This window comes from Tistlia consotensis USBA 355 (genome assembly GCF_900177295.1).
GTDB classification, from domain to species: domain Bacteria; phylum Pseudomonadota; class Alphaproteobacteria; order Kiloniellales; family DSM-21159; genus Tistlia; species Tistlia consotensis.
Genome location: NZ_FWZX01000001.1, coordinates 197,161 through 223,048 on the forward strand (window position 1 = coordinate 197,161; position 25,888 = coordinate 223,048).

24 protein-coding genes are annotated in these 25,888 nt (G+C 72.1%); 13 read left to right on the forward strand and 11 right to left on the reverse strand.

Translation table 11 applies throughout. From position 1 onward, the window contains the following. The first annotated feature begins 103 nt into the window (after window positions 1-103). On the forward strand, window positions 104-1,213 hold the full coding sequence (locus tag B9O00_RS00975; RefSeq protein WP_085120555.1) for a glycosyltransferase: 1,110 nt from the start codon (window positions 104-106) through the stop codon (window positions 1,211-1,213). A 39-nt stretch (window positions 1,214-1,252) separates the two neighbouring features. On the opposite strand, the gene B9O00_RS00980 is transcribed toward B9O00_RS00975, so the two are convergent. The 3 genes from B9O00_RS00980 to B9O00_RS00990 are packed head-to-tail and all read right to left on the reverse strand — an operon-like array spanning window position 1,253 to window position 3,416. Beyond that, window positions 1,253-1,717: a MaoC family dehydratase gene (locus B9O00_RS00980; protein WP_085120556.1), complete on the reverse strand. Its 465-nt coding sequence runs from the start codon at window positions 1,715-1,717 to the stop codon at window positions 1,253-1,255. A gap of 17 nt (window positions 1,718-1,734) precedes the next feature. Beyond that, window positions 1,735-2,565 (reverse strand): SDR family oxidoreductase, encoded by an 831-nt coding sequence (locus B9O00_RS00985; protein WP_200808364.1) that lies wholly within the window; start codon window positions 2,563-2,565, stop codon window positions 1,735-1,737. Then, window positions 2,562-3,416, reverse strand: a complete 855-nt coding sequence (locus B9O00_RS00990) for an oxepin-CoA hydrolase, alternative type (RefSeq protein WP_235017007.1) — start codon at window positions 3,414-3,416, stop codon at window positions 2,562-2,564. Before B9O00_RS00990 ends, B9O00_RS00985 begins: the two co-directional genes overlap by 4 nt. Window positions 3,417-3,592: 176 nt before the next feature. Here B9O00_RS00990 and B9O00_RS00995 point away from each other — a divergent pair, with 176 nt between their 5' ends. The 10 genes from B9O00_RS00995 to B9O00_RS01040 all read left to right on the forward strand — a co-directional run bounded on the left by B9O00_RS00995 (window position 3,593) and on the right by B9O00_RS01040 (window position 14,571). After that, window positions 3,593-4,804: a CaiB/BaiF CoA transferase family protein gene (locus tag B9O00_RS00995; protein ID WP_085120558.1), complete on the forward strand. Its 1,212-nt coding sequence runs from the start codon at window positions 3,593-3,595 to the stop codon at window positions 4,802-4,804. Continuing rightward, entirely contained in the window at window positions 4,801-5,646 is an 846-nt protein-coding gene (locus B9O00_RS01000) for an IclR family transcriptional regulator (RefSeq protein ID WP_085120559.1), read from the forward strand. Before B9O00_RS00995 ends, B9O00_RS01000 begins: the two co-directional genes overlap by 4 nt. A gap of 264 nt (window positions 5,647-5,910) precedes the next feature. Further along, window positions 5,911-7,068 (forward strand): TAXI family TRAP transporter solute-binding subunit, encoded by a 1,158-nt coding sequence (locus B9O00_RS01005; RefSeq protein WP_085120560.1) that lies wholly within the window; start codon window positions 5,911-5,913, stop codon window positions 7,066-7,068. A 74-nt stretch (window positions 7,069-7,142) separates the two neighbouring features. Continuing rightward, a complete protein-coding gene (locus B9O00_RS01010) occupies window positions 7,143-9,143 on the forward strand; it encodes a TRAP transporter permease (protein ID WP_085120561.1) in 2,001 nt (666 codons plus the stop codon). A 114-nt stretch (window positions 9,144-9,257) separates the two neighbouring features. Then, window positions 9,258-10,616 carry a dihydroorotase gene (locus tag B9O00_RS01015; RefSeq protein WP_085120562.1) on the forward strand — a complete coding sequence of 453 codons (1,359 nt, stop codon included), beginning with the start codon at window positions 9,258-9,260 and terminating at the stop codon, window positions 10,614-10,616. Beyond that, entirely contained in the window at window positions 10,613-10,963 is a 351-nt protein-coding gene (locus B9O00_RS01020) for a DUF6614 family protein (RefSeq protein ID WP_085120563.1), read from the forward strand. Before B9O00_RS01015 ends, B9O00_RS01020 begins: the two co-directional genes overlap by 4 nt. Window position 10,964: 1 nt before the next feature. Next, window positions 10,965-11,798 (forward strand): class I SAM-dependent methyltransferase, encoded by an 834-nt coding sequence (locus B9O00_RS01025; RefSeq protein WP_085120564.1) that lies wholly within the window; start codon window positions 10,965-10,967, stop codon window positions 11,796-11,798. Window positions 11,799-12,038: 240 nt separating this feature from the next. After that, a complete protein-coding gene (locus B9O00_RS01030) occupies window positions 12,039-13,844 on the forward strand; it encodes an ABC transporter substrate-binding protein (protein ID WP_085120565.1) in 1,806 nt (601 codons plus the stop codon). An 86-nt stretch (window positions 13,845-13,930) separates the two neighbouring features. Then, window positions 13,931-14,155: an AbrB/MazE/SpoVT family DNA-binding domain-containing protein gene (locus B9O00_RS01035; protein ID WP_085120566.1), complete on the forward strand. Its 225-nt coding sequence runs from the start codon at window positions 13,931-13,933 to the stop codon at window positions 14,153-14,155. Continuing rightward, window positions 14,152-14,571, forward strand: a complete 420-nt coding sequence (locus B9O00_RS01040) for a type II toxin-antitoxin system death-on-curing family toxin (RefSeq protein WP_085120567.1) — start codon at window positions 14,152-14,154, stop codon at window positions 14,569-14,571. Before B9O00_RS01035 ends, B9O00_RS01040 begins: the two co-directional genes overlap by 4 nt. 85 nt (window positions 14,572-14,656) lie before the next feature. On the opposite strand, the gene ppdK is transcribed toward B9O00_RS01040, so the two are convergent. The 4 genes from ppdK to B9O00_RS01060 form a co-directional block, all read right to left on the reverse strand. Continuing rightward, the gene (gene ppdK, locus B9O00_RS01045) at window positions 14,657-17,329 is read right to left on the reverse strand and encodes a pyruvate, phosphate dikinase (RefSeq protein WP_085121055.1); all 2,673 of its coding nucleotides are present in this window, start codon (window positions 17,327-17,329) and stop codon (window positions 14,657-14,659) included. A gap of 45 nt (window positions 17,330-17,374) precedes the next feature. Further along, on the reverse strand, window positions 17,375-19,474 hold the full coding sequence (gene glyS, locus B9O00_RS01050; protein WP_085120568.1) for a glycine--tRNA ligase subunit beta: 2,100 nt from the start codon (window positions 19,472-19,474) through the stop codon (window positions 17,375-17,377). A gap of 198 nt (window positions 19,475-19,672) precedes the next feature. Further along, entirely contained in the window at window positions 19,673-20,584 is a 912-nt protein-coding gene (locus tag B9O00_RS01055) for a glycine--tRNA ligase subunit alpha (protein ID WP_085120569.1), read from the reverse strand. Between the two features lie 116 nt (window positions 20,585-20,700). Continuing rightward, on the reverse strand, window positions 20,701-21,027 hold the full coding sequence (locus tag B9O00_RS01060; RefSeq protein WP_143596116.1) for a hypothetical protein: 327 nt from the start codon (window positions 21,025-21,027) through the stop codon (window positions 20,701-20,703). A 157-nt stretch (window positions 21,028-21,184) separates the two neighbouring features. Here B9O00_RS01060 and B9O00_RS01065 point away from each other — a divergent pair, with 157 nt between their 5' ends. Further along, entirely contained in the window at window positions 21,185-21,529 is a 345-nt protein-coding gene (locus B9O00_RS01065; RefSeq protein ID WP_085120571.1) for a carboxymuconolactone decarboxylase family protein, read from the forward strand. 196 nt (window positions 21,530-21,725) lie between these two features. On the opposite strand, the gene B9O00_RS01070 is transcribed toward B9O00_RS01065, so the two are convergent. Both B9O00_RS01070 and B9O00_RS01075 read right to left on the reverse strand, forming a co-directional pair. Beyond that, entirely contained in the window at window positions 21,726-22,241 is a 516-nt protein-coding gene (locus B9O00_RS01070) for a hypothetical protein (protein WP_085120572.1), read from the reverse strand. A 93-nt stretch (window positions 22,242-22,334) separates the two neighbouring features. After that, a complete protein-coding gene (locus tag B9O00_RS01075; protein ID WP_085120573.1) occupies window positions 22,335-23,183 on the reverse strand; it encodes a 4-helix bundle domain-containing protein in 849 nt (282 codons plus the stop codon). Window positions 23,184-23,290: 107 nt separating this feature from the next. Between B9O00_RS01075 and B9O00_RS01080 the strand changes: the two genes are divergently transcribed. Continuing rightward, window positions 23,291-23,950 carry a Fe2+-dependent dioxygenase gene (locus tag B9O00_RS01080; RefSeq protein WP_085120574.1) on the forward strand — a complete coding sequence of 220 codons (660 nt, stop codon included), beginning with the start codon at window positions 23,291-23,293 and terminating at the stop codon, window positions 23,948-23,950. Window positions 23,951-23,967: 17 nt separating this feature from the next. Here the strand turns inward: B9O00_RS01080 and B9O00_RS01085 are convergent, their stop codons facing one another. Both B9O00_RS01085 and B9O00_RS01090 read right to left on the reverse strand, forming a co-directional pair. Next, window positions 23,968-24,813, reverse strand: a complete 846-nt coding sequence (locus B9O00_RS01085) for a S49 family peptidase (protein WP_085120575.1) — start codon at window positions 24,811-24,813, stop codon at window positions 23,968-23,970. A gap of 38 nt (window positions 24,814-24,851) precedes the next feature. Beyond that, entirely contained in the window at window positions 24,852-25,886 is a 1,035-nt protein-coding gene (locus B9O00_RS01090) for a histone deacetylase family protein (protein WP_085120576.1), read from the reverse strand. Window positions 25,887-25,888: the final 2 nt, after the last annotated feature.

Here is a 25,888-nt window from a genome sequence, read left to right on the forward strand (position 1 = left end):
CGCCGCCCTCTCCGCCTTGACGGTCCGCTAACCTCTGCATGCGCACAAATGGCGGGCACGAGCAGCGGACGAGGGCCTGCGGGAGCAGAGTCGCGGAACGACCATGCGGATCAGCCAGCTCTTCGCCGGCCCCTACGACGGCGGTCCCCGGGCGCAGCTCTTCTCCCGGGTCGCCGACGGCTTTTCGCTGCCCGACGAGCTGCGCCAGCAGCTGATCCTGGCGCGCCGGCCGGGCTGGCAGGCGCTCGCCGGCTTCGGCCGGCCCGGACTCGCCCTGCCGTTCCGCCGCTGGCCGGCGGCCGGCGGCGCGGGCAGGCTGGACCGACGCAGCCGCGCCGCGGTCGCGGCCGAGCTGGAGCTGTTCAAGCCCGACGTGATCGCGGTCTGGGACGAGGCCTCGATGGCCCGCCTGCCCGCGCAGCCCGAGGCGGTCACCCTCGGCATCGCGACCGATCCCGAGGCGGCGCTGGCGCTGCGGCGCTGCCGCTACCTGGTCGCGCTGTCGCCGGAGATCGCCGGGCAGGCGGTCGATCGCGGCTGGCCCGAGGAGCGGGTGCGCCCGCTGCCGCCCTTCGCCGACGGCGACCTGGTCGACCCGCTGCCGCGCGCGACCCTGGCGACCTCGGTCGATGCGACGGTGGTGCTGCTGCCCTGGACACTGGACCTGGAGGCCCTGGGAGCGGTGCTGCTGGCGGCGCGCCGCCTGCCGCTGCCGACGCTCTGGATGCCCGGGGTCGACCGCAAGCGCCTGAAGCTGGCGCTCGGCTGCCAGGTGCCGCTGCGCGACCTCGGCCCCGAGCTCGACCGCGCCCGTGCCTTCGCCGCCGCCGACCTGGTGCTCTGCACGGCGGCGGGCGACGCCATGGGCCTCGGCATCGTCGAAGCCTGGGCGCAGACCAAGCCGGTGGTCGCCGCCGGCGCCCCGGCCGCGTCCGGGCTGGTCCGCCACGAGGACAGCGGCCTCCTGGCCCGCGACACCACGCCCGACGCGCTGGCCGCCGCCCTGCGCCGGCCGCTCGACGACCCGCTGCTCTACGACCGCCTGGCCGCCAACGGCCGCGCCGCCTTCGACGCCGGTCACGGCGAGGCGCGCGCCCTGGCCCGCTGGCTCGAAGCCTATCTCAGCCTCTCGGCCCTGATGCTGCCCGGCGCCCGGGGCCTCCGCGAGACCCGCCGCAAGGCGCCGCCGCCGCGCACCGACATCGAGGTGTGACGCGGCCGGCCGTTCCCTCGGCAGCCGTGCCTCCGGCCCTCAGGCCTCGCCGCCGAGATAGCGCCGGACCAGCCATTCCGCGACCAGCGCCGGCTTCTCCCGCCCCTCGACCTCGACCGTCACGCTCAGCGTGCTCTGCACCACCCCGGGGCCGACCGCCTCCAGCCGGTCCAGCACGAAGCGGCCGCGGACGCGGCTGCCGGCCGGGACCGGCGACACGAAGCGCAGCCGGTTGACGCCGTAGTTCACGCTCATCGCGACGCCGGCCAGCTTCGGCAGCTCCCGGCTCATCTCCGACAGCAGCGAGAGGGTCAGGAAGCCGTGGGCGACGGTGATGCCGAAGGGCGTGGCCCTCGCCCGCTCGGGGTCGACGTGGATGTACTGACGGTCGCCGGTGCAGTCGGCGAAGCGGTCGATCCGCTCCTGGTCGATCTCGATCCAGGGGGACAGGCCGATCTCGCACCCGACCAGTGCCTCGTATTCCGCACGTTCCAGCGTCGGCATCTGCCGTGCCCGCCGGCTCAGGCGTCGATGAAGAGGTCGAGGGCGAGCTCGGCGCCCGGCGGCCCGTTGCGGTAGCGCTCGAAGTCGGTCTCGCCGAAGCGCCGCAGCAGGTCCTCGTCGATCAGCGTCTGCCCGGTCAGCTCCGTCGCCGGCGCCGAGAGGATCAGGCAGGCCGCGTCGGCGACGATGGCCGGCGTCCGGGAGCGCTCGATCAGCGCCTCGCCGACCTCGAACCGCACCGCCGCGGTCGCGATGGTCGTGCGCGGCCACAGCGTGTTGACCGCGATGCCCTTGTCGCGGAGCTCCTCGGCCAGGCCCATCGTCAGCAGCGTCATGGCGTACTTGGTGACGGTGTAGGGAATGTAGGGAGCGAGCCAGCGCGGCTCGAGGTTGAGCGGCGGCGACAGGCTGAGGACGTGAGGGTTGTCCGACGCCTCCAGAAGCGGCAGCGCGGCCTTGGTGACCGCGAGCAGCGCCCGGGTGTTGACCTGGTGGAGCAGGTCGAAGCGCTTCAGCTCGAGCCGGGCGGCCGGCTCCAGCCGGATCGCGCCGGCGTTGTTGACCACGGCGTCGAGCCCGCCGAAGGCCTCGGCCGTCGCCTCGACCGTGGCCGCGATCGAGGCCTCGTCGCGCACGTCGAGCTTCACGGCGAGGGCGCGCCCGCCCGCCGCGCGCACCTCCTCGGCAACGCTGTGGATCGTGCCGGGCAGCTTGGGATGGGCGACATCCGACTTGGCCGCGATCACGACGTTGGCCCCTTCAGCCGCCGCCCTCAGGGCGATCGCCCGCCCGATGCCCCGGCTCGCCCCGGTCACGAGGATCGTGCGGCCCTTCAGCGTGCCGCTCACCGGGCCTCTCCCGCAGGGGAAGCCGCCGGCCGCGGGCCGCGGTGCCGGCCCGCTGAAGCGAAATCGGGACGACGCTTCTCGAGGAAGGCCGTGAGCCCCTCGGCGGCTTCCGGCCCGAAGCGGGCGAGGTTGATCGAGCGAGCCTCGAGCTCGAGATGCGCGGCGAGGCCGTTCTCCGGCGCGGCGTTGACCAGCCGCTTGATCCCGCCGAGCGCCTGCGGCGGACCTGCGGCCAGACGCTCGGCCAGCTCGAGGGCCGCCGGCAGGGCCTCGCCCGCCGGCACGAGCCGGTTGACCACGCCCGCCTGCGCCAGCCGCTCGGCCGGCAGGGGCTGGCCGAGCAGGCAGAGCTCCATGACCAGCTGCCGGGGCAGCGCCGAGCGCAGGAAGTGGGTCGCGCCGCCGTCCGGGCTGAGACCGACGCGCACGTGGGCGACGGTGAAGCGCGCGGCGTCGCTCGCGACGATCAGGTCACAGGCCAGCGCGAGGGCAACGCCGGCGCCCGCCGCGCCGCCCTCGACGGCGGCGACGGCCGGCTTCGGGCCATCGACGACGGCCCGGATCATTCCGTTGAGCCCGTCGGTGTTGGCCGTCGCGGCGGCGAGGCTGCGCGCGGCGCTCTCGCGCAGCGCCCGGACGTTGCCGCCCGAGGAGAAGAAGCCGCCGTCGCCGGTCACCACGATCGCCCCGACGGCGGGGTCGAGGCCGGCGTCGAGCACGCGGGCCTGCACCTCCCGATAGACCTGCGGGCCGATCGCATTGCGCGTCCTCGGCCCGTCCAGGGTCAGCAGGAGCACCGCCCCCCGACGCTCGGCCCTGACCCGCGTGCTGTCCGTCTCCGTTGGCGTCACCGCTTCGCTCCCCTCGCCCGGGCGGCCGATTCGAACCTCGGCCCTGGTCCGTCGCGACCGCCCGACTATCGGGCAGCGGCGGAGGGCAGGCAACAGAAAATATGACATGATTGGCTATATCGTTTGAAATAATGAAATCTGATGTTAGCATCCTTCGAATAAGTGGAGGTAACCCAATGACCGGACCGGAGGGCGAAGGCCCCCTCAAGGGCCTGCGCGTGCTGGACATCGCGACGATCATCGCAGGGCCGATGGCCGGGACGCTGATGGCCGACTTCGGCGCCGAGGTGATCAAGCTCGAACTGCCCGGACTCGGCGACGGCCTGCGCGGCTTTCCCCCGTTCCGGGAGGGCAAGTCGCTGTGGTGGAAAGTCACCAACCGCGGCAAGTACTTCGGCGCACTCGACCTGCGCACGCCCGAGGGGCGGGCGCTGTTCCTGCGCCTGGTCGCGAAGAGCGACGTCGTCATCGAGAACTTCCGGCCCGGCACCCTGGAGCGCTGGGACCTCGGGATCGAGACGCTCTGGCGCGCCAACCCGCGTCTCGTCGTGCTGCGCGTCAGCGGCTTCGGCCAGGACGGCCCGAACGCCGGCCTGCCCGGCTTCGCCCGCATCTTCGAGGCGATCGGCGGGCTGACCGCGATCTCGGGCCGCGAGGACGAGCCGCCGATGCACACCGGCTACCCGATCGGCGATCCCATCGGCGCGCTGTTCGGCGCCTTCGCCATCCTGGCCGCGCTCTGGCGGGTCGCGCAGGGCGACCGCGAGCGGGGCGAGGAGATCGACCTGTCCCTGACCGAGGCGCTGTTCCGCATCATCGAGGTGCTGGCGATCGAGTACGACCAGCTGGGCGAGGTGCGCCGGCGCAGCGGCAACCGGAACCTCTATTCGGCGCCGTCTGACGTCTACCTGACCGCCGACAAGCGCTACGTCTCGCTCGCCGGCAGCACCAACCGCACCTTCGCGAACAACGCGCGGGCGATCGGCCGGCCCGAGCTGGCCGAGGACCCGCGCTTCGCCACCAACGCCGCGCGGGTCGAGCACGGCGAGGAGCTGGACCGGATCTTCGGCGGCTGGATCGCCGCCCACACCCAGGAGGAAGCCGTCGCCGCCTTCCGCGCGGCCAGCGGCACGCTCGCACCGATCTACTCCGTCGACCAGATCTTCGCGGATCCCCAGTTCGTCGCCCGCGGCGCGATCGCCGAGACGCCGGACGAGGACTTCGGCCAGGTGCGCATGCAGGGCCTGGTGCCGCGGTTCAGGAGGCGTCCGGGGCGGATCCGCTGGGCGGCAAAGGCTCTGGCTGCCGACAACGATTATATCTATAGAGAGATCCTCGGTCTCGAGGACGCCGAAATCGAGGGGTACAAGGCCAAGGGCATCATATGACCAAGGCGCGGAACATTGCCAAGGCGCGGGCGGATGAGCGCGTTCCCCGCAATCCCGGCAGTGAGCAGGACGCGTCGCTGTCCTCGACCCTGATCCGCGGCATCGAGATCCTCCAGTGCTTCAGCTCGGGCGACCGCGCGCTGGGCAACGCCGAGATCTCGCGACGCCTCGGCCTGAACCGCCCGACCGTGTCGCGGCTGTGCAAGACCCTCGTGCACCTGGGCTATCTGCGGCGCGACGCCAAGGGCGCGTTCCGCCTGGCGCCGAAGCTGCTGGCGCTGAACTACCCGGTGCTCTCGGCGATGCCCTGGCGGCACGAGGTGCTCGGGCCGATGCGCGAGCTCGCCGAGCTCTGCGCCGGCAACGCCTCCGTCGGCGTGATGTCGGGCGATTCCTTCGTCCACGTCCAGACCGCCGGCAGCCCGCCCGGCTGGCCGCACATCCCGGACATCGGGCAGACCGGGCCGCTCCACCGCTCCGCGCTCGGCTGGTCGCTGCTGTCCCTGCTGCACGGCCGGGAGTTCGCCGACAAGCTCGCGGAGCTGCGCGCGCTCCATGCCGAGGAGTTCGCCGCCTTCGCCGACGCGACGGCCGCCGCAGTCGAGCGCTGCCGCAAGCAGGGCTTCTGCGTGTCCTACGGCGACTGGCGGCCGAACCTCGTCGCTGCCGGAGCGCCGCTCGGGCGGACCGAGGACGGGCTCTGCGTCGCGATCGCCTGCGCGGTGCCACGCTACCGGGCGGTCGCGAGCTACTTCGAGACCGATCTCGGGCCGCGGCTGGCCGAGGCCGCCGACGCGATCCGTCTCTCGGGCGTCTTCGCCCTGCCCGCGCCGGCCGACTAACCGCCGCAGCGGCGCCTCGCTTCCCCAATCGCGCCGACCGCCGGCGCCTGCCTCGTCCCGCCGCGTCCGCCGGCGCCGGCCATCGAAGCCGGCGCCGCAGCCGTCACGCCCGCCCTCCTCGTGCCAGTAATTTCATTATATTGAACACTATGTCTATATGCGCTGCGATTTTGAAATTTATGTTGAGCGGGAGGGGGTTCCATGCAAGGCTGAGATCGGCGATCGCAAAACAAGGTGACGCCGCTGCCCTTAGGGAGGAATGACATGCGACTTGCGACCCTCGCCGCCGCGGCGTGCTTCGCCGCGTCCTCTGCCCTTGCCGCCGACTTCCAGCTGCCTAAGCAGCTGGTCTGGACCGCCTACGGAACCGGCTCGGCCGGTTACAACCAGGCCGTCGCCATCGGCGCCGCGCTACAGGTCGCCGCGGGAATCAACCTGCGGATCCTGCCTGCCGGCAACGACGTCGCGCGCCTGGAGCCGCTGCGCCAGGGCAAGGTGCCGTTCTCGGCCAACGGCATCGGAGTCTACCTGGCGCAGGAAGGCGTCTTCGCCTTCGCCGGCAAGGACTGGGGGCCGCAGAAGATCCGCCTGCTGGCGAGCAACGCCGGCGGCGGCGTCGCCATGTCCCTCGGCGTCGCCCGCGACGCCTGCGAGAAGGTCGGCAAGCCGGACTGCAAGGGCTTCACCTTCGCCGACCTGAAGGGATTGCGGGTCGCCTGGATCAAGGGCGCGCCGGCTCTGAACGTCAACAGCACCGCCTGGCTCGCCTACGGCGGGCTCGGCTGGGACGACGTCGAGAAGGTCGAGTTCGGCGGCTTCGGAGCCGCCTGGAACGGACTGGTCGAAGGCACGGTGGACGCCGCCTTCTCGGCGACCAACGCCGGCAACTGCTACGAGGCGGCAGCCGGTCCGCGCGGCCTCTTCTGGCCGCCCTTCGACCCGACCGACGAGGCGGCGTTCCGGCGGCTGCTCACGGTCGCGCCCTACTACATCAAGGTCCACGCCACGGTCGGGGCGACCATCGACGGCACCGAGGGCCGCGACATGGCGGCCTTCGCCTACCCGATCCTGATCGGCCTGGACAGCACGGCCCCCGACCTCGCCTACAACATGACCAAGGCGATGTTCGAGCTGCTGCCGATGTATTCCGGCAAGGCGCCGGGCATCGACGGCTGGGGGCTCCAGTTCCAGAAGTTCGACTGGGTGATCCCCTACCAGAAAGGCGCGGTGCGCTACTACAAGGAGGCCGGGGTCTGGTCCGACGAGGCGCAGGCGCACAACGACCGGCTGATCGCGCGCCAGGACGCGCTCGCCAAGGCGTGGGCGGCGCTGCGGGCCGAGAACCCGCAGGACTGGGAGGCGGCCTGGAAGCAGAAGCGCCGCGAGGCCCTGAAGGCCGGCGGCTTCGACACCGCCTTCTGATCGTCTTCGACGGGCTCCCGCCGGGCCGGCAGCTCCGGCGGGAGACTCGGCGGGCGCCGAGGGGGAGCAGCAGGATGGAGCGGAACGATCCCCAGGATCGCGGCGTCAGGGCCATCGAGGCGGAGCTCGAGGCCGAGGGCGCGGTCTTCGCCGGTCCGGCCCGCTGGTCGATCGCGGCCGGGACGGCGGTCGCCATCGGAATCGCGGTCAACCAGCTCTTCAACCTGAGGATCGCCGGCTACGCGATGCTCGAGGAGATGTACCTCTATCTCCTCGCCGGGATCTTCCTCGCCATCACGTTCCTCTGCTATCGCGTGCGGGGCAAGGTCTCGCCGCGGATTCCCTGGTACGACTGGCTGCTCGCGCTCACCGCGCTCCTCGTTGCGGGCTACTTCGCGCTGACCACCGGCCAGAGCCTGGACAACGGCTGGGAGTACGCGGCGCCCGAGACGGCGGTCTGGTTCTCGGTCGTCCTCTATGCCCTGATCCTGGAGGCGATGCGGCGGGCCGGAGGCCTCGTGCTCTTCGCCATTGTCCTGCTGTTCTCGCTCTATCCGACCTTCGCCGAGCAGGTTCCCGATCCGCTGAGCGGCTTCACCCAGCCGTTCCTGGACGTCGTGCCGTACTTCATGATCTCGTCGGAGGCGTCCTTCGGAATCCCGATGCAGGCCTTCGGCAGCCTGGTCATCGGCTTCATCCTGTTCGGCGCCGTGCTGCAGTTCACCGGTGGCGGCCGCTTCTTCAACGACATCGCCATGGGCCTCGTCGGCCACTACCGCGGCGGCGCGGCCAAGGTGTCGATCTTCGCCTCCGGCCTGATGGGCTCCATGTCCGGCTCGGTGATCTCCAACGTCCTGACCACCGGCGTCGTCTCGATCCCGGCGATGAAGCGGAGCGGATTCTCGGCGCGCTTCGCGGCGGCGACGGAGGCCTGCGCCTCGACCGGCGGCGTGCTGATGCCGCCGATCATGGGGGCGACCGCCTTCGTCATGGCCTCCTGGCTGGGCCTGCCCTACGTCGAGATCATGCTCGCCGCGGTCGTCCCCTCGGCGCTCTACTACTTCGGCCTGTTCGTGCAGATCGACGCCTATGCCGCGCGCCGCGGACTGCGGGGCCTGCCCAGGAGCGAGCTGCCCCGGGTCGGGCCGACGCTGCGCGGCGGCTGGGTCTACATCTCGGTCTTCGCGCTGCTGATCTTCCTGATGACGGCCTTCCGCTGGGAGACGACGGCGCCCTTCTACGCGATCCTGCTCCTGCTGGTCGTCGACCAGATCAGGAAGGGTGCCCTGTTCAGCGCCCGCGGCTTCGTCGACTTGCTGGTCTCGGTCGGCCGGACGCTCGCGGAGATCGTCGCCATCCTGCTCGGCATCGGCATGATCATCGGCGCCTTCCAGGCGACCGGCCTGACCGGGCCGCTGGCCACGGAACTGGTGCACTTCGCCGGCGACTCGGTGCCGATGCTGCTGCTCATGGGCGCGCTCACCTCCTTCGTCTTCGGCATGGGGATGACCGTCACGGCCTGCTACATCTTCCTCGCGATCGTCCTGGCGCCGGCCCTGGTGCAGGCCGGGCTCAACGAGCTGGCCGTCCACCTCTTCATCCTCTACTGGGGCGTCGTCAGCTTCATCACCCCGCCGGTGGCGCTGGGCGCCTTCGCGGCGGCGACGATGGCCGGCGCCAACCCGATCAGCACCGGCTGGGAGGCGACGCGGCTGGGCGCGGTGATCTACCTCGTGCCCTTCTTCTTCGTGGCGAACCCCGCGCTGATCGGGCTGGGCGCGCCGGGCGCCGTGGTGCTGGCGGTGGTCTGCGCCTTCGCCGGGATCTGGTTCGTCGCCGCGGCGATGCAGGGCTACCTCGCGTTCGTCGGCACGATGGGCTCCGGACCGGCGGCGATCGCCTCGAGGCTGCTGCTGGCCTTCGCCGGCGTGCTGGTGGCCGCGCCCGTGCAGGGCGTGCTGGGCCTCAGCCAGATCGGCCTGTCGCTGGTCGGGCTCGTGCTCGCGATCCCGCCGGTGCTGTGCGCCTGGCGCGCGAACCGCGCCGAGCAGGCGCAGAAGGCGGCGAGCACCTGATTCCGCCCGACCCCGCGGGCACGGGGGCGGCCCTCGCTGTGCTGGGCAGTGGCGCTCGGCGGCCAAGCGCAGTAAGTCTCGGGGGCACCTGACACGAGCCCGGGAGACGCAAGGGTGGCAGAAAGCTTCGACACGATCCTCGAGGGCGGCAGAATCTTCACGCCCAGCGGACTGGCCGACGGCGGCGTCGCGATCCGCGACGGCAGGATCGCCCGGATCGGCGACCTCTCCGGCGCGACGGCGGCCGAGGTGGTCGACTGCAGCGGCCTGACCGTGCTGCCCGGCGTGATCGACACCCAGGTGCACTTCCGCGAGCCCGGCCTGGAGCACAAGGAGGACCTGGAGAGCGGCACGCGCGCCGCCGCCCTGGGCGGCGTCGTCGCGGTCTTCGAGATGCCCAACACCAAGCCCTCGACCCTGACCGTCGCCGACATGGCCGACAAGGTCCGGCGCGCCGAGGGCCGGACCTGGACCGACCACGCCTTCTTCATGGGCACCGCCGCCGAGAACGCCGAGCACCTGGCCGAGCTGGAGAACCTGCCCGGCTGCTGCGGCGTCAAGATCTTCATGGGCTCCTCGACCGGCAGCCTGCTGGTCGAGGACGACGAGACCCTGCTGGAGGCGCTGCGCCACGGCCGCCGGCGGGTCGCCGTGCACTGCGAGGACGAGGCGCGGCTGCGCGAGCGCCTGGCGCTGGTGCGCGACGGCGCGGAGCCCTCGATGCATCCCGTCTGGCGCGACGTCGAGACCGCGCGCCGGGCGACCGACCGGCTGCTGCGCATCGCCCGCCTGGCCGGCCGCAAGGTCCACGTGCTGCACGTCACGACGGCCGAGGAGCTGCCGCTGCTCGCCGCCAACAAGGACATCGCGACCTGCGAGGTGACGCCGCAGCACCTGACCCTGGAGGCGCCGGACTGCTACGACCGCCTCGGCAGCCTGGCCCAGATGAACCCGCCGATCCGCGACGGCGGCCACCGGGCCGCGCTGTGGGACGCCCTGCGCCAGGGCCTGTTCGACGTCGTCGGCTCCGACCACGCGCCGCACACCCTGGAGGAGAAGCAGGGCGCCTATCCGCGCACGCCCTCGGGCATGCCGGGCGTGCAGACCCTGGTGCCGCTGCTGCTCGACCACGTCACCGCCGGCCGCATGACCCTGGAGCGCTTCGTCGACCTGACCGCCCACGGCCCGAACCGGATCTACCAGATCGCCGGCAAGGGGCGCCTGGCGATCGGCTACGACGCCGACCTGACGGTCGTCGACCTCAAGGCAAGGCGCGAGATCACCGGCGACTGGCTGGCCTCGAAGTGCGGCTGGTCGCCCTTCGAGGGCACGACGGTGACCGGCTGGCCGGTGATGACCTGGATCCGCGGCCGCGCGGTGATGCGCGACGGCCAGCTGGACGGCCCGCCCGCCGGCAGGCCGGTGCGCTTCCAGGACACCCTGCCGGCCAGCAACCTGGAGCTCGAGGGGTGACCGTCTACCAGGGCTTCTTCGACCTGAAGCCGGGCACCGCCGACCTGGAGTTCGCCGGCGCCGTCGAGGGCTACCTCGGCCACCTCAAGGAGCAGGGCCTGCTCAAGGACTGGCGCCTGCTGCGCCGCAAGCTCGGGCTCGGCCCGCGCGAGCTCGGCGAGTTCCAGCTGATCATGGAGTTCGACGGCCTGGAGCAGCTCGACCAGGCCTTCACCAGCGTCTCGACCCGCGTCGACCCGATCGAGGGCCTGCACCACGCGGTCAACTCGAAGATCGCCCGGGTCTCCTTCGCGCTCTACCGCGACTTCCCGGACCCGCAGCGGCGGACCGGCGAGGAGCGCTTCTGACATGGCCGGCGAGTCGGTCACCGACCATTACGCCCGAGTCGGCCGCCTGGCGCCGCGCATCCTGGAGCTGGCCGCCGCGGCGACCGGCGGCGCCAGGCCTTCGGCCGCCGACCTCGCCGCCTTCGACCAGCTGCACCCGCGCGGCCGCGAGGCGACCGACGAGGTCGCCGACCTGGTCGAGTGGCGGGGCCTCGCGCGCTTCCTCGACCTCGGCTGCGGGCTCGGCGGCCCGGCGCGCTATCTCGCCGAGACGCGCGGCGTGCCGGCGGTCGGCATCGACCTCACCGAATCCTTCTGCGCCGACGCCCGGGCGCTCGCCGAGGCGACCGGCACCGAGGCGGTCTTCGCCTGCGCCGACGCGACCCGCCTGCCCTTCGCCGACGCCAGCTTCCCGCTGGTGCTGACCCAGGCCGCCTCGATGAACATCCCCGACAAGGCGGCCCTCTACCGCGAGGTCGCGCGCGTCCTGGCGCCGGGCGGCCGCTTCCTGCTGCACGACGTCCAGCTCGGCCCCGCGGAGGCGCCGCGCTTCCCGGTGCCCTGGGCCAGCGAGCCGGCCAACTCGCACCTGCTGCCGCCGGCTGCGATCCGCGGCCTGATCGAAGCCGCCGGCCTCGCCTGCCGGCGCTGGGACGACCGCACGGCCGAGGTGCGCGCCGGCATCGAGGCGCAGCGCCGCCGGGCCGCCGAGCTGAAGGCGGCGGGGCGGGAGCTGCCGCCCGGCGCGCACACGCTGCAGGGCCCCGAGTTCCGCGAGATGGCCGCCAACCTGGCGCGCAATCTCGCGGAGGGCCGTATCGTGGTGACCACCGGCCTGTTCGAAAGGCCGGCCTGATACGCGCCTGGCGCGAACCTTCCGCGCCCCGAAGAGCACGCAAGAGGTCAAGTAACGGCGCCGCCTGCCGCGGTCCTGCCGCCACTTTGCATGGCCGGTTGGCGAAGACGACTGTAGGATCTCCTGGACAGCACAGGAGACCGTCGCGTCGTTTCGACGGCCGCAGCGACTTAACCGTCCCGTAATCACCCGGCGTCAAAGTGGTGCCGGGCACGGCGACCGGACCAGACGGACCTGATCTTGCGATTTCTTTGCGCGATCCTGCTGGCGCTCGTCGCCTGCCCGGCCTGGGCCGCCCAGGACGGTGGCAGCAAGCCGCTGGAGCACATCGTCCTGCAGCTGAAGTGGCGGCACCAGTTCCAGTTCGCCGGCTACTATGCCGCGGTCGCCGAGGGCTTCTACCGCGACGCCGGCCTCGAGGTCGAGCTGGTCGAGGCGAAGCAGGGCGAGGACCCGGCCCCGGTCGTCGCCTCGGGCATGGCGACCTACGGCGTCGGCGGCTCGGACCTGGTGCTGGCGCGCGCCAAGGGCCTGCCGGTCGTCGCCCTGGCGGCGATCTATCAGCATTCCCCCTACGCCATCGTGACGCTGAGCGGCCGGGGCATCGACAGCGTCCACGACCTGGTCGGCAAGCGCATGATGATCGAGCCGCAGGCGGCCGAGCTGCTGGCCTACCTGCGCTACGAGGGCATCGACATCGAGCGCATCGAGCAGGTCCCCCACTCCTTCGACATCGAGTCGCTGGCGCGCGGCGAGGTCGACGCGACCACCGCCTACGTCACCGACGAGGTCTTCGCGCTCGAGGAGGCCGGGCTCGACTACCAGGTCTTCACCGCCCGCTCGGCCGGCATCGACTTCTACGGCGACGTGCTGTTCACGACCGAGGACGAGCTGGCCCGGCATCCCGAGCGCGTCTCGGCCTTCCTGAAGGCGACGATCAAGGGCTGGCACTACGCGCTCGACCATCCCCAGGAGATCGCCCGCCTGATCCGCGCGCGCTACAGCACCCGCCACAGCCTGCGGCACCTGCTGTTCGAGGCCGCCCAGACGCGGCGCCTGATGGCCGCCGACGTCGTCGAGATCGGCTACATGCACGAAGGCCGCTGGCGCCACATCGCCGACACTTACGCCAGCCTGGGCATGATGCCTCCCGACTTCGAGCTCGCCGGCTTCCTCTACCAGCCCGACGCGCGCGTCGACCACCGCGGGCTCTACCGCACGGTCGCGGCCCTGGCCGCGGCGCTGGTCCTGGCCGGCGCCCTGGGCACCTGGTTCTGGGCACTGTCGCGCCGCCTGCGCCGCGAGATCGGCGAGCGCGAGGCGGCGCAGTGGCAGACCGAGGCCGTGCTGGCGCGCGAGCGCAACCTGCTGTCGATCCTGGCCCACGACTTCGCGACCCCGCTCAACGTCATCTCGGTCGCCGCCCAGCTGCTCGAGCGCTTCCTGTCGAGCGGCGACGGCGAGAAGGCGCGGCGCGAGGTCGACCGCATCCAGGCGGCGACGGCCATGCTGACCGAGCAGATCGCCGCCTGCCTGGGCCAGAACCGCGAGCACCGCGACAAGCCCTCGGCGATCGGCCCGATAGCGCTCAGGCCGATGCTGGCCGGCCTGCTGAAGGAGCGGCGCGCCCTGGTGCCGGAGCGCAGCTTCCAGCTCGAGGTCGAGGAGAGCGCCGAGCCCGACGTCGTGATCTCGGCCGACGAGGTGCTGATCTCGGCGGTCTTCGCCAACCTGCTCGACAACGCCATCAAGTACTCCGTGCCGCGCGGCGCGATCCGGGTGCGCCTCGCGAAGGCCGAGGGCAGCGTGCGCGTCACGGTCCTCGACGACGGTCCCGGCATCGCCGCCGAGGAGGCCGAGAAGATCTTCGAGAAGTACCAGCGGGCGGCCAAGGCGCCGAAGGCCGGCGGCATCGGCCTCGGCCTGTTCATGGTGCGCAGCGTCGTCGAGGCCCACGGGGGCAGCGTCCGGGCCGTGCCCGGCGCGCAGGGCGAATTCGTCGTGACGCTGCCGCTGGCGCCGGAGCCGGGCGGGCCCCCGGCCTGAGCGCCGGCGCTGGCGCCGAGGCCGGCGACGACCTATGTTGGAACGAGCGTTATAACCCTCGTGACAACGGGATCGGAGCCGCCGCCATGCACACCCTCAAGATCCGCAAGATCGGCAACTCTGCCGGCGTCGTGCTGACCGGCGAGGTGCTCGACGCGCTCGGCGTCCAGATCGGCGACCAGCTGCAGCTCGTGCCGACCGAGCGGGGCTTCGAGGTCCGCCCCTACGATCCGGAGTTTGCAGACGCGCTCGACAAGGCGCGGGCGATCATGAGAAAGCGCCGCAAGGCACTGCGCGAGCTCGCCAAGTGACTTGGCGGTGGCTGTCGCGGGCACTGGTCGAGACGATCCACAGCGAGCAGATCGACGAGCACGTTGGCGCGCAGGGGCTGCGCGATGCCGACGCCCTGGAAGCGGCCCTCGCGCGTCCTCGTAACAAGGCCGCCTATGGTACGCCCGGAGTCTTCGAGCTAGCCGCGGCTTACGCCTTCGGCCTGGCCAGGAACCATCCTTTCGTCGACGGCAACAAGCGCAGCGCCGCGGTCGCGATGGAACTGTTCCTCGAGCTGCACGGGCAGGAGCTGACTGCCAGCGACGCCCACCTAGTCGTCGCCATCCGCGACCTCGCAGCCGGCGACCTCACCGAGGACCAGCTGGCGCTCTGGCTGTCGGACAGCTGCGTCGCGCGCCGAGCGCCGCCGCTCCATGGTGCGACAAGCTCGCCATGAAGCGACGAGAGGGCCGGAGCGGGCCCCCGTTTCGCTTCACCCCGAGCCTGCCGAAGGGCCAGGCCCGTTCGCCGCTTCGCTCCGATCAGACGTCCCGCAGCCTCTCGGCCAGCGCGGCCTGGGCGGCGGCGAGGCGGGCGATCGGCACGCGGAACGGCGAGCAGCTGACGTAGTCGAGGCCGACCGACTCGCAGAAGCGGATCGAGGCCGGGTCGCCGCCGTGCTCGCCGCAGATGCCGAGCTTGAGGCCGGGGCGGGTCTTGCGGCCGCGCTCGGCGGCGATGCCGACCAGCTCGCCGACGCCTTCCTGGTCGAGGCTGATGAAGGGGTCCTGCTTGACGATGCCGCGCGCCTCGTAGGCCGGCAGGAAGTTGCCGGCGTCGTCGCGCGACAGGCCGTAGGTCGTCTGGGTCAGGTCGTTGGTGCCGAAGGAGAAGAACTCGGCGGCCTCGGCGATCTTGCCGGCGAGCAGCGCGGCGCGCGGCAGCTCGATCATCGTGCCGACCAGGTACGCGACCTCGACGCCGGCGGCGGCCATCGCCTCCTTCGCGGTCCTGTCGACCAGCTCCTTGAGGATCTCCAGCTCGCGCGGCATGGCGACCAGCGGGATCATGACCTCGGGCTCGACCGTCTCGCCGGTCTCCTTCTGGACCTTGCAGGCGGCCTCGAAGATCGCCCGGGCCTGCATCTCGTAGATCTCGGGATAGGTGATGCCGAGGCGGCAGCCGCGGTGGCCGAGCATCGGGTTGGTCTCGGACAGGCGCAGCAGCCGCGCGCGCAGCTTGTCGACGCTGGCGCCGGCGGCCTCGGCGACCTCGGCCATCTCCTCCTCGCCGTGCGGCAGGAACTCGTGCAGCGGCGGGTCGAGCAGGCGGATCGTCACCGGCAGGCCGCGCATGATCTGGAAGATCTCGACGAAGTCGTCGCGCTGCATCGGCAGGATCTTGTCGAGCGCCTTGCGCCGCCCGGCCTCGTCCTCGGCCAGGATCATCTCGCGCACCGCGACGATGCGGCCGGCGTCGAAGAACATGTGCTCGGTGCGGCAGAGACCGATGCCCTCGCAGCCGAACTTGACGGCGGTGCGGCAGTCGGCCGGCGTCTCGGCATTGGTGCGCACCTTGAGCCGGCGGTGCTTGTCGGCCCAGCCCATCAGCTTGGCGAAGTCGCCGGACAGCTCGGGCTGGATGGTCGGGACCTCGCCGAGCATGATCTCGCCGGTGCCGCCGTCGATGGTCAGCAGGTCGCCGGCCCTGACTTCGACGTCGCGCACCCGCATCACGCCGCTCTTGTAGTCGATCCTGAGCTCGCCGGCGCCGGACACGCAGGGCCGGCCCATGCCGCGGGCGACCACCGCCGCGTGGCTGGTCATGCCGCCGCGCGTCGTCAGGATGCCCTGGGCGGCGTGCATGCCGTGGATGTCCTCGGGGCTGGTCTCGACCCGGCAGAGCAGCACCTTGTTGCCGGCGTCGCGCTGGCGCTCGGCCTCGTCGGCGTCGAACACCACCATGCCCGAGGCGGCGCCCGGCGAGGCCGGCAGGCCGCGGGCGATGACCTTGCGCTGGGCCTTGGGGTCGAGGGTCGGGTGCAGCAGCTGGTCGAGCGAGCCGGGCTCGACCCGCGAGACCGCCTCGGCCTCGTCGATCAGGCCCTCCTCGACCATGTCGCAGGCGATCTTCAGCGCCGCCTTGGCAGTGCGCTTGCCGTTGCGGGTCTGCAGCATGTAGAGCGTGCCGGACTGCACGGTGAACTCGATGTCCTGCATGTCCCGGTAGTGCTGCTCGAGCGTCTCCCGGACCTCGACCAGCTGCCGGAAGATCTCCGGCATGGTCTCCTCCATGGCCGGCAGGTCGGACTGGTTCTTCTGCTTGCCGGCGATGGTGATGTTCTGCGGCGTGCGGATGCCGGCGACCACGTCCTCGCCCTGGGCGTTGACCAGGTACTCGCCGTAGAACTGGTTCTCGCCGGTCGAGGGATCGCGGGTGAAGGCGACGCCGGTCGCGCAGTCGTCGCCCATGTTGCCAAAGACCATGGCCTGGACGTTGACCGCCGTGCCCCACTCCTCGGGAATGTTGTAGAGCCGCCGATAGCTGACCGCGCGCTGGTTGGTCCAGGACTTGAAGACCGCGTCGATCGCCGCCCAGAGCTGGGCCTCGGGGTCCTGCGGGAAGGGCGCGCCGGTCTCTTCCTCGACCTTGGCCTTGTACTGCCCGATGACCTGGCGCCACTCCTCGGCGGTCAGCTCGGTGTCGAGGCTCTTGTCGAGGTCCTCCTTGGCGAGCTCCAGGATCTCCTCGAAGTGGTGGTGCTCGACGCCGAGCACGACGTCGCCGAACATCTGGATGAAGCGGCGGTAGGAATCGTAGGCGAAGCGCGGATCGCCGGAGCGCCGGGCGAGGCCCTCGACGGTCTCGTCGTTGAGGCCGAGGTTGAGCACCGTGTCCATCATGCCCGGCATCGACACGCGGGCGCCGGAACGGACCGAGACCAGCAGCGGGTTGGCCGTGTCGCCGAAGGACATGCCGAGCGCCTGCTCGACCTGGGCCAGCGCCGCCTTGACCTGCCCGGCCAGGTCGCCGGGATGGCCGCCCTTCTGGGTGACCTCGGTGCAGACCTCGGTGGTGATCGTGAAGCCCGGCGGGACCGGCAGGCCGATCGAGGCCATCTCGGCCAGGTTCGCGCCCTTGCCGCCGAGCAGGTTGCGCATCTCCGCGCCTCCGTCGCTCGTCCCGCCGCCGAAGCTGTAGACCCACTTCGCCATCGCCTGTCTCTCCGAGATCACCGCGCTCATAGGATCAGCCCTCAGTTACCCTTCGATCAGCGAGAAATCGGCGACCGTGCCGAGGGTTCCACCGATGCGCGCCAGCAGGCGCAGGCGGTTCTCCCTCAGGGCCGGTTCCTCGGCATTGACCGTAACCTTGTCGAAGAATGCGTCGAGCGGGCGGCGAAGAAGTGCCAGAGCCCGCATCGCGCCGACGAAATCCTCGCGCGCCAGCGCCGCTGCGGCCTGCTCCTCGGCCTCCTCCAGCGCCATGGCCAGGGCCTGCTCCTCGGGGGCCTGCAGCAAGGGGGCGGCGACCGCGCCCTCGTAGCGCGCCTTGTCCTTCTTCTCCTCGATGCGCACGATGTTCGCGGCGCGGCGATAGGCGACCAGCAGGTTGGCGCCGTCCTCGCCGGCCAGGAAGCCGCCGAGCGCCTCGACCTCGGCGAGCAGCCGCACCAGGTCGTCCTCCCGGCCGCCTCCGGTGCGTCCGGTCGCGAAGACCGCCGAGATCAGGTCGTGGCGCACGCCCTGCTCGCGCAGGGCGACCTTCAGGCGGTCGGCGAGGAAGTCGAGCAGCGAGGCCGCGACCGGCGCCGCCTCCAGGTGTCGGTAGCCCTGCTGCGCCGTTTCGAAAGCCCTGGTTAGCGAAAGCCGCAGGCCGTTCTCGACGATCAGGCGGATGACGCCGAGGGCGGCGCGGCGCAGGGCGTAGGGGTCCTTGCTGCCGGTCGGCTTCTCGTCGATCGCCCAGAAGCCGACCAGCGTGTCGATCTTGTCGGCGAGCGCCACGGCGACCGAGGTCGGCGCGGTCGGGCAGCGGTCGCCGGGGCCGAGCGGCGCGTAGTGCTCGGCGATCGCCTCGGCGACCTCCGGCGTCTCGCCGTCGTGGCGCGCGTAGTAGCGGCCCATGACGCCCTGCAGCTCCGGGAACTCGCCGACCATGCCGGTGGTGAGGTCGGCCTTGCAGAGCTCGGCCGCCGAGCGCACCGCATCGGCCCCGGCGCCGGGAATGTCGCCAGACAGCGCCACGGCCAGCTCGACGATCCGCTCGACCTTGGCCTGCAGCGTGCCGAGCTTGGCATGGAACACGATGTCGGCCAGCGCGCCGACCCGGCTCTGCAGGCTGCGCCTGCGGTCCTGGTCCCAGAAGAAGGCGGCGTCCGAGAGGCGCGCCGAAAGCACCCGCTCGTTGCCGCCGACGATGTTGCGGCGGCGCTCGGAGCCCGCGTCGGCGCTGATGTTGGCGACCACGACGAAGCGGTCGGCGAGCGCGCCGTCCGGCGTCTCCAGCGAGAGGTAGCGCTGATGCGCCTTCATCGAGGTGGTCAGCACCTCCGGCGGGATCGCCATGAAGCGCTGGGGGATCCGGCCGACCAGCGCGACCGGCCACTCGACCAGCCCGGCGACCTCGTCGAGCAGGCCGGGATCCTCCTTGAGCGTCAGGCCCTCGGCCTCCGCCAGGGCGCGGGCCTGCTCCAGGATCGCGGCGCGCCGCTCGGCGGGGGCGAGCAGCACGAAAGCTCGGGCCAGCTTCGCCTGGTAGTCGGCGAAGCCCGATACCGCGAAGGGCGCGGGCGCCAGGAAGCGGTGGCCGACGGTCGTGGCGCCGAAGGCGACGCGGTCGCGGCCCAGCTCGACCGCGCCGGCCAGGGCCTCGCCGTCGAAGAGCGCGACAACACCCTGCAGCGGCCGGACCCAGCGGAAGGCGTTCTCGGCCCAGCGCATCGACTTCGGCCAGCCGAGCTCGCCGATCGCCGCCGCCAGGATCTCGGGCAGCACGAGCGCCGTGTCGCGTCCCTCGATCCGGCGCACGACGAAGTAGAAGCTGCCCTTGTCGGTCTCGCGGACCTCCGCCTCGGCGATGTCGGCGAGACCGTTGGCCTTCATGAAGCCGGCCAGGGCCTGCTCGGGCGCGCCGACCTTCGGGCCCTTCTTCTCCTCGGTGACGTCGGGCTGCCGCTCGGGGAGGCCCTCGACGACCAGGGCCAGGCGGCGCGGCGTGACGAAAGCCCGCGCGCTCTCGACGGCGAGGCCGGCGGCCGACAGCTTGCCGGTGACCAGCTTCTTGAGCTCCTCCGCGGCACGCGCCTGCATGCGCGCCGGGATCTCCTCGCTCAGCAGCTCGAGCAGGAGCTCAGCCATGGACCCGCTCCCCTCGTGATGCCCAGCCCCATCGCAAGATGGCTTCATCCTGAGCCTGTCGAAGGGTGAAGCCATTCGGCGCCGCCCGTGCCGGCTTCGCTTCACCCTTCGACAGGCTCAGGATGAAGCGAACGGGGGACGTCAGCGGCAGGTTGGAGGGCAGAGTCCGTGCCAGCACGGACCCATCGGCCATGCCTCTCATGCCTGCTCCCCCTTGCTCTCCGGGAAGCTGGCGACCCAGGCCTCGCAGCAGCCCTTGGCGAGCGCCCGCACCCGGCCGATGTAGGCCTGGCGCTCGGTCACCGAGATGACGCCGCGGGCGTCGAGCAGGTTGAAGACGTGGCTGGCCTTCATGCACTGGTCGTAGGCCGGCAGGGCGCGGCCGCCGGCCAGGATCAGCTGGCACTCGGCCTCGGCGTCCTCGAAGTGGCGGAACAGCCGTGCCGTGTCGGCGACCTCGAAGTTGTAGGCGCTGAACTCCCGCTCGGCCTGCAGGAAGACGTCGCCGTAGGACTTGCCGCCCTGCTCGGCCGGGATGCCGTCCCAGTCCAGGTCGTAGACGTTGTCGACGCCCTGGACGTACATGATCAGCCGCTCCAGGCCATAGGTCAGCTCGACCGGCACGGGGGCGCAGTCGATGCCGCCGACCTGCTGGAAATAGGTGAACTGCGTCACCTCCATGCCGTCGCACCAGACCTCCCAGCCGAGGCCCCAGGCGCCCAGGGTCGGGCTCTCCCAGTCGTCCTCGACGAAGCGGATGTCGTGGGCCAGGGGATCGATGCCGATGGCGCGCAGCGAGCCCAGGTAGCGCTCCTGGATGTCGGCCGGCGAGGGCTTCATCAGCACCTGGTACTGGTAGTAGTGCTGCAGCCGGTTCGGATTCTCGCCGTAGCGGCCGTCGGTCGGCCGCCGCGAGGGCTGCACGTAGGCGCAGTTCCAGACCCGGTCGGGACCGAGCGCGCGCAGCGTCGTCGCCGGGTGGAAGGTCCCGGCGCCGACCTCCATGTCGTAGGGCTGCAGGATCACGCAGCCCTGCTCCGCCCAGTAGGTCTGGAGCGTCAGGACGAGGCGCTGGAAGCAGGTGCTCTTGTCGGCGTGGCGTTTGGGCATGACGGCGGCTGGGCAACGCGCTCTGCTGCGCTGCGGAAAGGGAGCCGCACCCTATCGGCGCCCCCCGGCCAAATCAAGGCGCGGTATCGGGCGGCCGCGGCCGCCCGGAAGCGGGGTCAGTAGGGGCAGTCGGCGCGCCCGCAGTTGCGCGCCCGACGGCTGGCGACGTAGGCGCCGCAGGCCGGGCAGGGAACCATCTCCTCGGCCTTGATCTCGGCGGCCCGCTCGGCGCCCTGCGGCCGGCCGCCGCCGGGACCTCGGCCGCCGTCGCCGCGCTGCCGCTCGCGCAGCTTGCGCTCGGCCTCGCGCTGCTCGGCGATCCGGCCGATGAACTTGAAGCCGTACCAGACCGCCGCGACGATCGCGGCGAGCACGATGAGCTTCTGGATCGAGGGCAGGCCGAACATCCCGGCGTTGTAGGACCCCCTCCGCCGCAGCGTCAAGCGAGGCCCGCCGGTCCGGATCGTCGCGCCGGCCCGCGCGACCGAAAGCGCCGCGGTTTGATCCTGCTCAAGGGACGGCCGCGCGGACCCGCCTAGCCTCCGCTCCGACCGATGTCAGCCGGCCCGCCGGCGCCCCTCCGCACCGCAAGGAAGCACCATGACCACGACCTACCGCGAGACCGCCCAGGCCGTCAGCGACGGCGCCAAGGCCCTGACCGAGCTGGTGCCCGACGCCATGGCCGGCTTCGCCGCCCTCGGCAAGGGTGCCTACAAGGACGGCGCGCTGAGCCGCCAGACCAAGGAGCTGATCGCGCTGGCGCTCGGCATCGCGGCGCACTGCGACGGCTGCGTCGCCTATCACGCCCGCACCCTGGCCCAGCTCAAGGCGACGCGCGAGCAGGTCGGCGAGGCCATCGCGGTCGCCGTCCAGATGGGCGGCGGCCCCTCCATGGTCTACGGCGGCGAGGCGCTGCGCGCCTTCGATTCCTTCACTCGAGGGTAGGCGGCCGGCCGTGCCGGCCCAGTCCCCTCTCCGCCCCGTCGGGGCGGAGAGGGTCAGGGAGAGGTGGGGGGTTCGCCGCCTTCACGAACCGGATCCTCCGGACACCCCCAGTAGCCGAAGGTCCCGTGCTGACGGACGGCCCCACCTCTCCCCCGCCCTCTCCGCCCCCGAGGAGCGGAGAGGGAGCCGGACAGCCTCAGTGCAGGACGGAGACCGACGCCGGCGCCTCCGGCCGCGCGGCCTGCAGTCGCTCGAGCTCGCGCAGCGGCAGGGCCTGGCCGCAGGCGAGCAGCGCCTCGCCGAGCCGCATCGCCGCCTCGGCGACCGGCGCGACGCCGGCCGGGGCGACCAGCAGCGCGGCCAGCAGCTCCGGCCGCGGCCCGATCCGGCGCTGGCCGCGGGCGACCAGCTGCAGCAGGGTCATCTCGTCGGCGCCGACGCAGCGGCAGCAGGGCTTGTGGTAGGTGACCCGGCCGTCGGCATGCAGCGCGACCCGCCGGATCGTCCGCTCCATGGCCGCCAGCACGGCGCGCGCCGGCTCGGGGCCGAGCACCGCCGCCGCCTCGTTCCAGGCCGCCTGCCATTCCGCGTAGTCGCCGCGCGTGGCCCCCTCCAGCCAGCGGCGCAGCAGCGACAGCAGCAGGCGCTCCGAGGCTTCCAGGATCGGCAGGCCATCGTCGGCCTGTTGCCCGATCGGCTCGATCACCGACATTCCGCTTCTCCTCTAATTGCGAACGATTCTCATTCTCAACGGACGGCCGGAGAAAGGGCCCGCCCGGGGCTGCCGGACGGGCCCTTTCCGAGGCTACTTCAGCCCGAGCCGGGCGATCTCGATGCGCGCCGCGGCACCCCAGAGCACCGAAGCGTCGGTCTCGGTGCGCTCCGGCGGCAGCACTTCCGCCAGGGCCGGCCGCGCCAGGTCGAGCTGCTGCTGGATCTGCTGCAGCGCCGTCGCGGCCTTGCCGCTGGCGGCCGGGCGGGCGGCCTCGACCAGGCGCTGCGCCGACTGCAGGAAGCCGTAGGCGTCCTGGTATTCCGTGACGTCGACGATGCGGCCGTCCTTGACCGCGGAGCCGTAGTCGCGGCCGGCGCTGCGCACCAGTTCCTCGACCACCTCCATGCGCTCGCCGAGCGGCAGGCCGGCGACGGCCGCCTCGGCGGCGGCGAGCGCCTGCTGCAGCGCCGCCTCGTCGGCCGCGACCCGGTCGGCCGGCGCGCCGTCCTCGACCGCCTTCGCCAGCACCTCGATGCGGTCCTCGAACGCCGCCACGCCGCGCGCCTCGAAGGCCTCCTCGAGATCCTCGTGCAGCGCCGCGGCGTGGTGCTCCAGGTGGACCTCGGCGGCCCTGGGCTCGCCCTTGCGATAGAGCGCCATGCCCGCCATCAGGTGCCCGCGCAGCCGCTCCAGCCGCAGCAGGTAGGCGACGTCGTCCCTGGCCAGGTCGGCGGGCTCGGCAGCGCCTTCGCCGCCCTCACCACCCTGGACGGCGGGCGCCGGCGCCCCTTCGCCCCCCTCGCCGCCCTCGCTCGAGTCGGCGAGCTGCAGCGCCCCCGGCCCGGCCGCCTTGCCGAAGGCGTGGCCCGGCTGGCTCAGCGCCGTGCCGGCGAGCAGCGCGACGCCCAGCGCGGTCCAGAGTTTGGGCCTGTCGTTCATCGGGTTCCTCCGCTATTCATCGATGCCGTACCGCTCGGGAAAGGCGGATCGGCCGGGTCGGGCCGGGATCACTTCCCTAGCTTACCCGCTAATGATAATCAATCTCAATGTATCTCGTCCTCGAGCTCCTGCCCCCAGCCGACTGCAAGATCCTCGTCGAGGCGCTTGGCGAGTCGGCCCGCTTCGAGGACGGCCGGCGCACGGCCGGCTGGCGCGCCAGGGCGGCCAAGCGCAACGAGCAGGCGGCCGACGACGTCACCAGCCGCGGCATCGTCCGCAAGATCGAGCAGGCGCTGGCCGGCAACGCGGTCTTCCGCGCCGCCGCCCAGCCGAAGGCGGTGATCCGCCTGCTGCTCAGCCGCTATCGCGAGGGCATGGCCTACGGCACGCACCTGGACGACGCGGTGATCGACGGCCAGCGCGTCGATCTCTCCGTCACCCTCTTCCTCAGCGAGCCGGAAAGCTACGACGGCGGCGAGCTGGTCATCGAGGGCAACGACGGCGAGCGCGCCTTCAAGCTGGAGCCCGGCCGCCTGGTGCTCTACCCGACCACCGAGCTGCACCGGGTCGAGCCGGTGACCCGCGGCGAGCGCCTGGCCGCGGTCGGCTGGATCCGCAGCCGGATCCGCGATCCGCTGCGCCGCGAGCTGCTGTTCGACCTGGAGACGGCGCTCGCCGAGCTGCGCCGCGAGCGCCCGGAGGGCGCGGGCCTCGACCGCCTGGCCAAGGTCCAGGGCAACCTGCTGCGGCTCTGGGTCGAGGACTGAGGCCGGCGGCCGGTCCGCTACAGCCCGAAGCGGCTCCAGAGCAGGCGCTCCTCGCCGACGGCGAGCAGGTCTGAGGCCAGCTCCGAGGTGTCGAGGCCGGGGCGCAGCAGGCGGGAGAGGCCGCGGCGCTCACGGATCGCGGCGCGCAGCTGGACCTTCTCGCCGAAGCGCGCGCGCAGCTGCGAGCGGATGTCGCCGAGGCCGTCGACCAGGCCCAGCTCGAAGGCCCGCCTGCCGGTCCAGAACTCGCCGGTGAAGAGCTCGTCGCCGCCCTTCAGCCGGGGGCCGCGGCGCTCGCGCACGTAGGCCTTGAAGCCCTCGTGGATCTCGGCCTGCAGGGTCTTCAGGGTCTCGACGTCCGCCGGGTTCTCCGGCCGGAAGGGGTCGAGGATCGCCTTGCGCGTGCCGGCGGTGTGGACGCGCCGCTCGACGCCGAGCTTGTCGATCAGGCCGACGAAGCCGAAGCCGGCGAAGATCACGCCGATCGAGCCGACGATCGAGGCCTCGTCGGCGTAGATCTCGTCGGCGGCGCAGGCCAGCCAGTAGCCGCCCGAGGCCGCGGCGTCCTCGACGAAGGCGATCACCGGGACCTGCTTCTCGTCGGCCCACTGGCGGATCCGCTTGGCGATCAGGGCCGACTGCGCGGCCGAGCCGCCCGGCGAGTTGATCACCAGAGCGACCGCGGCGAGGCGCTTGGGCTGGAAGGCGCGCTCGATCGGCCCGGCCAGGGACTTGAGGTTGAGGCCGCGGCGCAGCGTGCCGCCGGGGCCGATGCCGCCGTCGAGGCGCAGCACCGAGACGACCGGCGGCGGCTCGCGGAAGCGCTTGAGCGGCAGCCAGGACAGAAGCTTGTAGCGATCCATGGCGGATCAGATGGGCCGGGGGGACCGGGCGGACAAGCTCACGCCGCCTCCTCGAAGCCGGTCAGCACGCCGACCGCGTTGATGCCGATCTCCTCGACCGCGTAGCCGCCCTCCATGACGAAGTGGGTCGGCAGGCCGAGCGCGGCGATGCGCCGGCCGATCGCCGGGTAGTCGCCCTGCTCCAGCCGGAAGCGGCTGATCGGGTCGTCCTTGTAGGTGTCGACGCCGAGCGAGACGACCAGGGCGTCGGCGCCCCAGCGCTCGATGCGCCTGCAGGCCTCATCGAGCGCCTGGCCCCAGAGGTCGAAGCCGGTGCCCCAGCGCAGCGGGAAGTTCGCGTTCGCGCCCTCGCCCGGGCCCTCGCCGGTCTCGTCCTCGTAGCCCAGGAAGAAGGGATACTCGTCGAGCGGATGGCCGTGCAGCGAGGCGAAGAAGACGTCGCCGCGGCGGTAGAAGATCGACTGGCTGCCGTTGCCGTGGTGGTAGTCGACGTCGAGGATCGCGACCTTCGCCGCGCCACCGTCGCGGAAGGCCTGGGCCGCGATCGCCGCGTTGTTGAGGAAGCAGTAGCCGCCGTAGTAGCCGGCAGCGGCGTGGTGGCCCGGCGGCCGGCACAGCGAGAAGACGGCGCGCGCGCCGGCGGCGACCCTTCGCTGGCCGGTCAGCGCGACGTCGACGGCGCTGGAGGCGGCCCGCCAGGTCCCGGCGGTGATCGGCGTGCCGGCGTCGAAGGAATAGTAGGCGAGCTGGCCGTCGATCGATTCCGGCACGCGGTCGGTGCGCATGCCGCGCACTGCCCAGGTGAAGGGCAGCGCGTCGAAGGTCCGCTTCGTCGCGGTCCAGCGGTCCCAGGCGCTCTGCAGGAACGCGACGAAGCCGGCCTCGTGGACCCGCAGGATCGGCTCGACGCCGAAGCGCTCGGGCTCGACCACCTCGCCGAGCCCGACCTCGCGGACCCGCGCCAGCACCAGGTCGGCGCGCCGGGGCATCTCATAGCAGGGCACCAGCTTGCCCCCCTCCAGCTCGGCCTTGCCGTCCTGCAGGCGATGATCGTCGCTGTAGACCGTCAGCACTC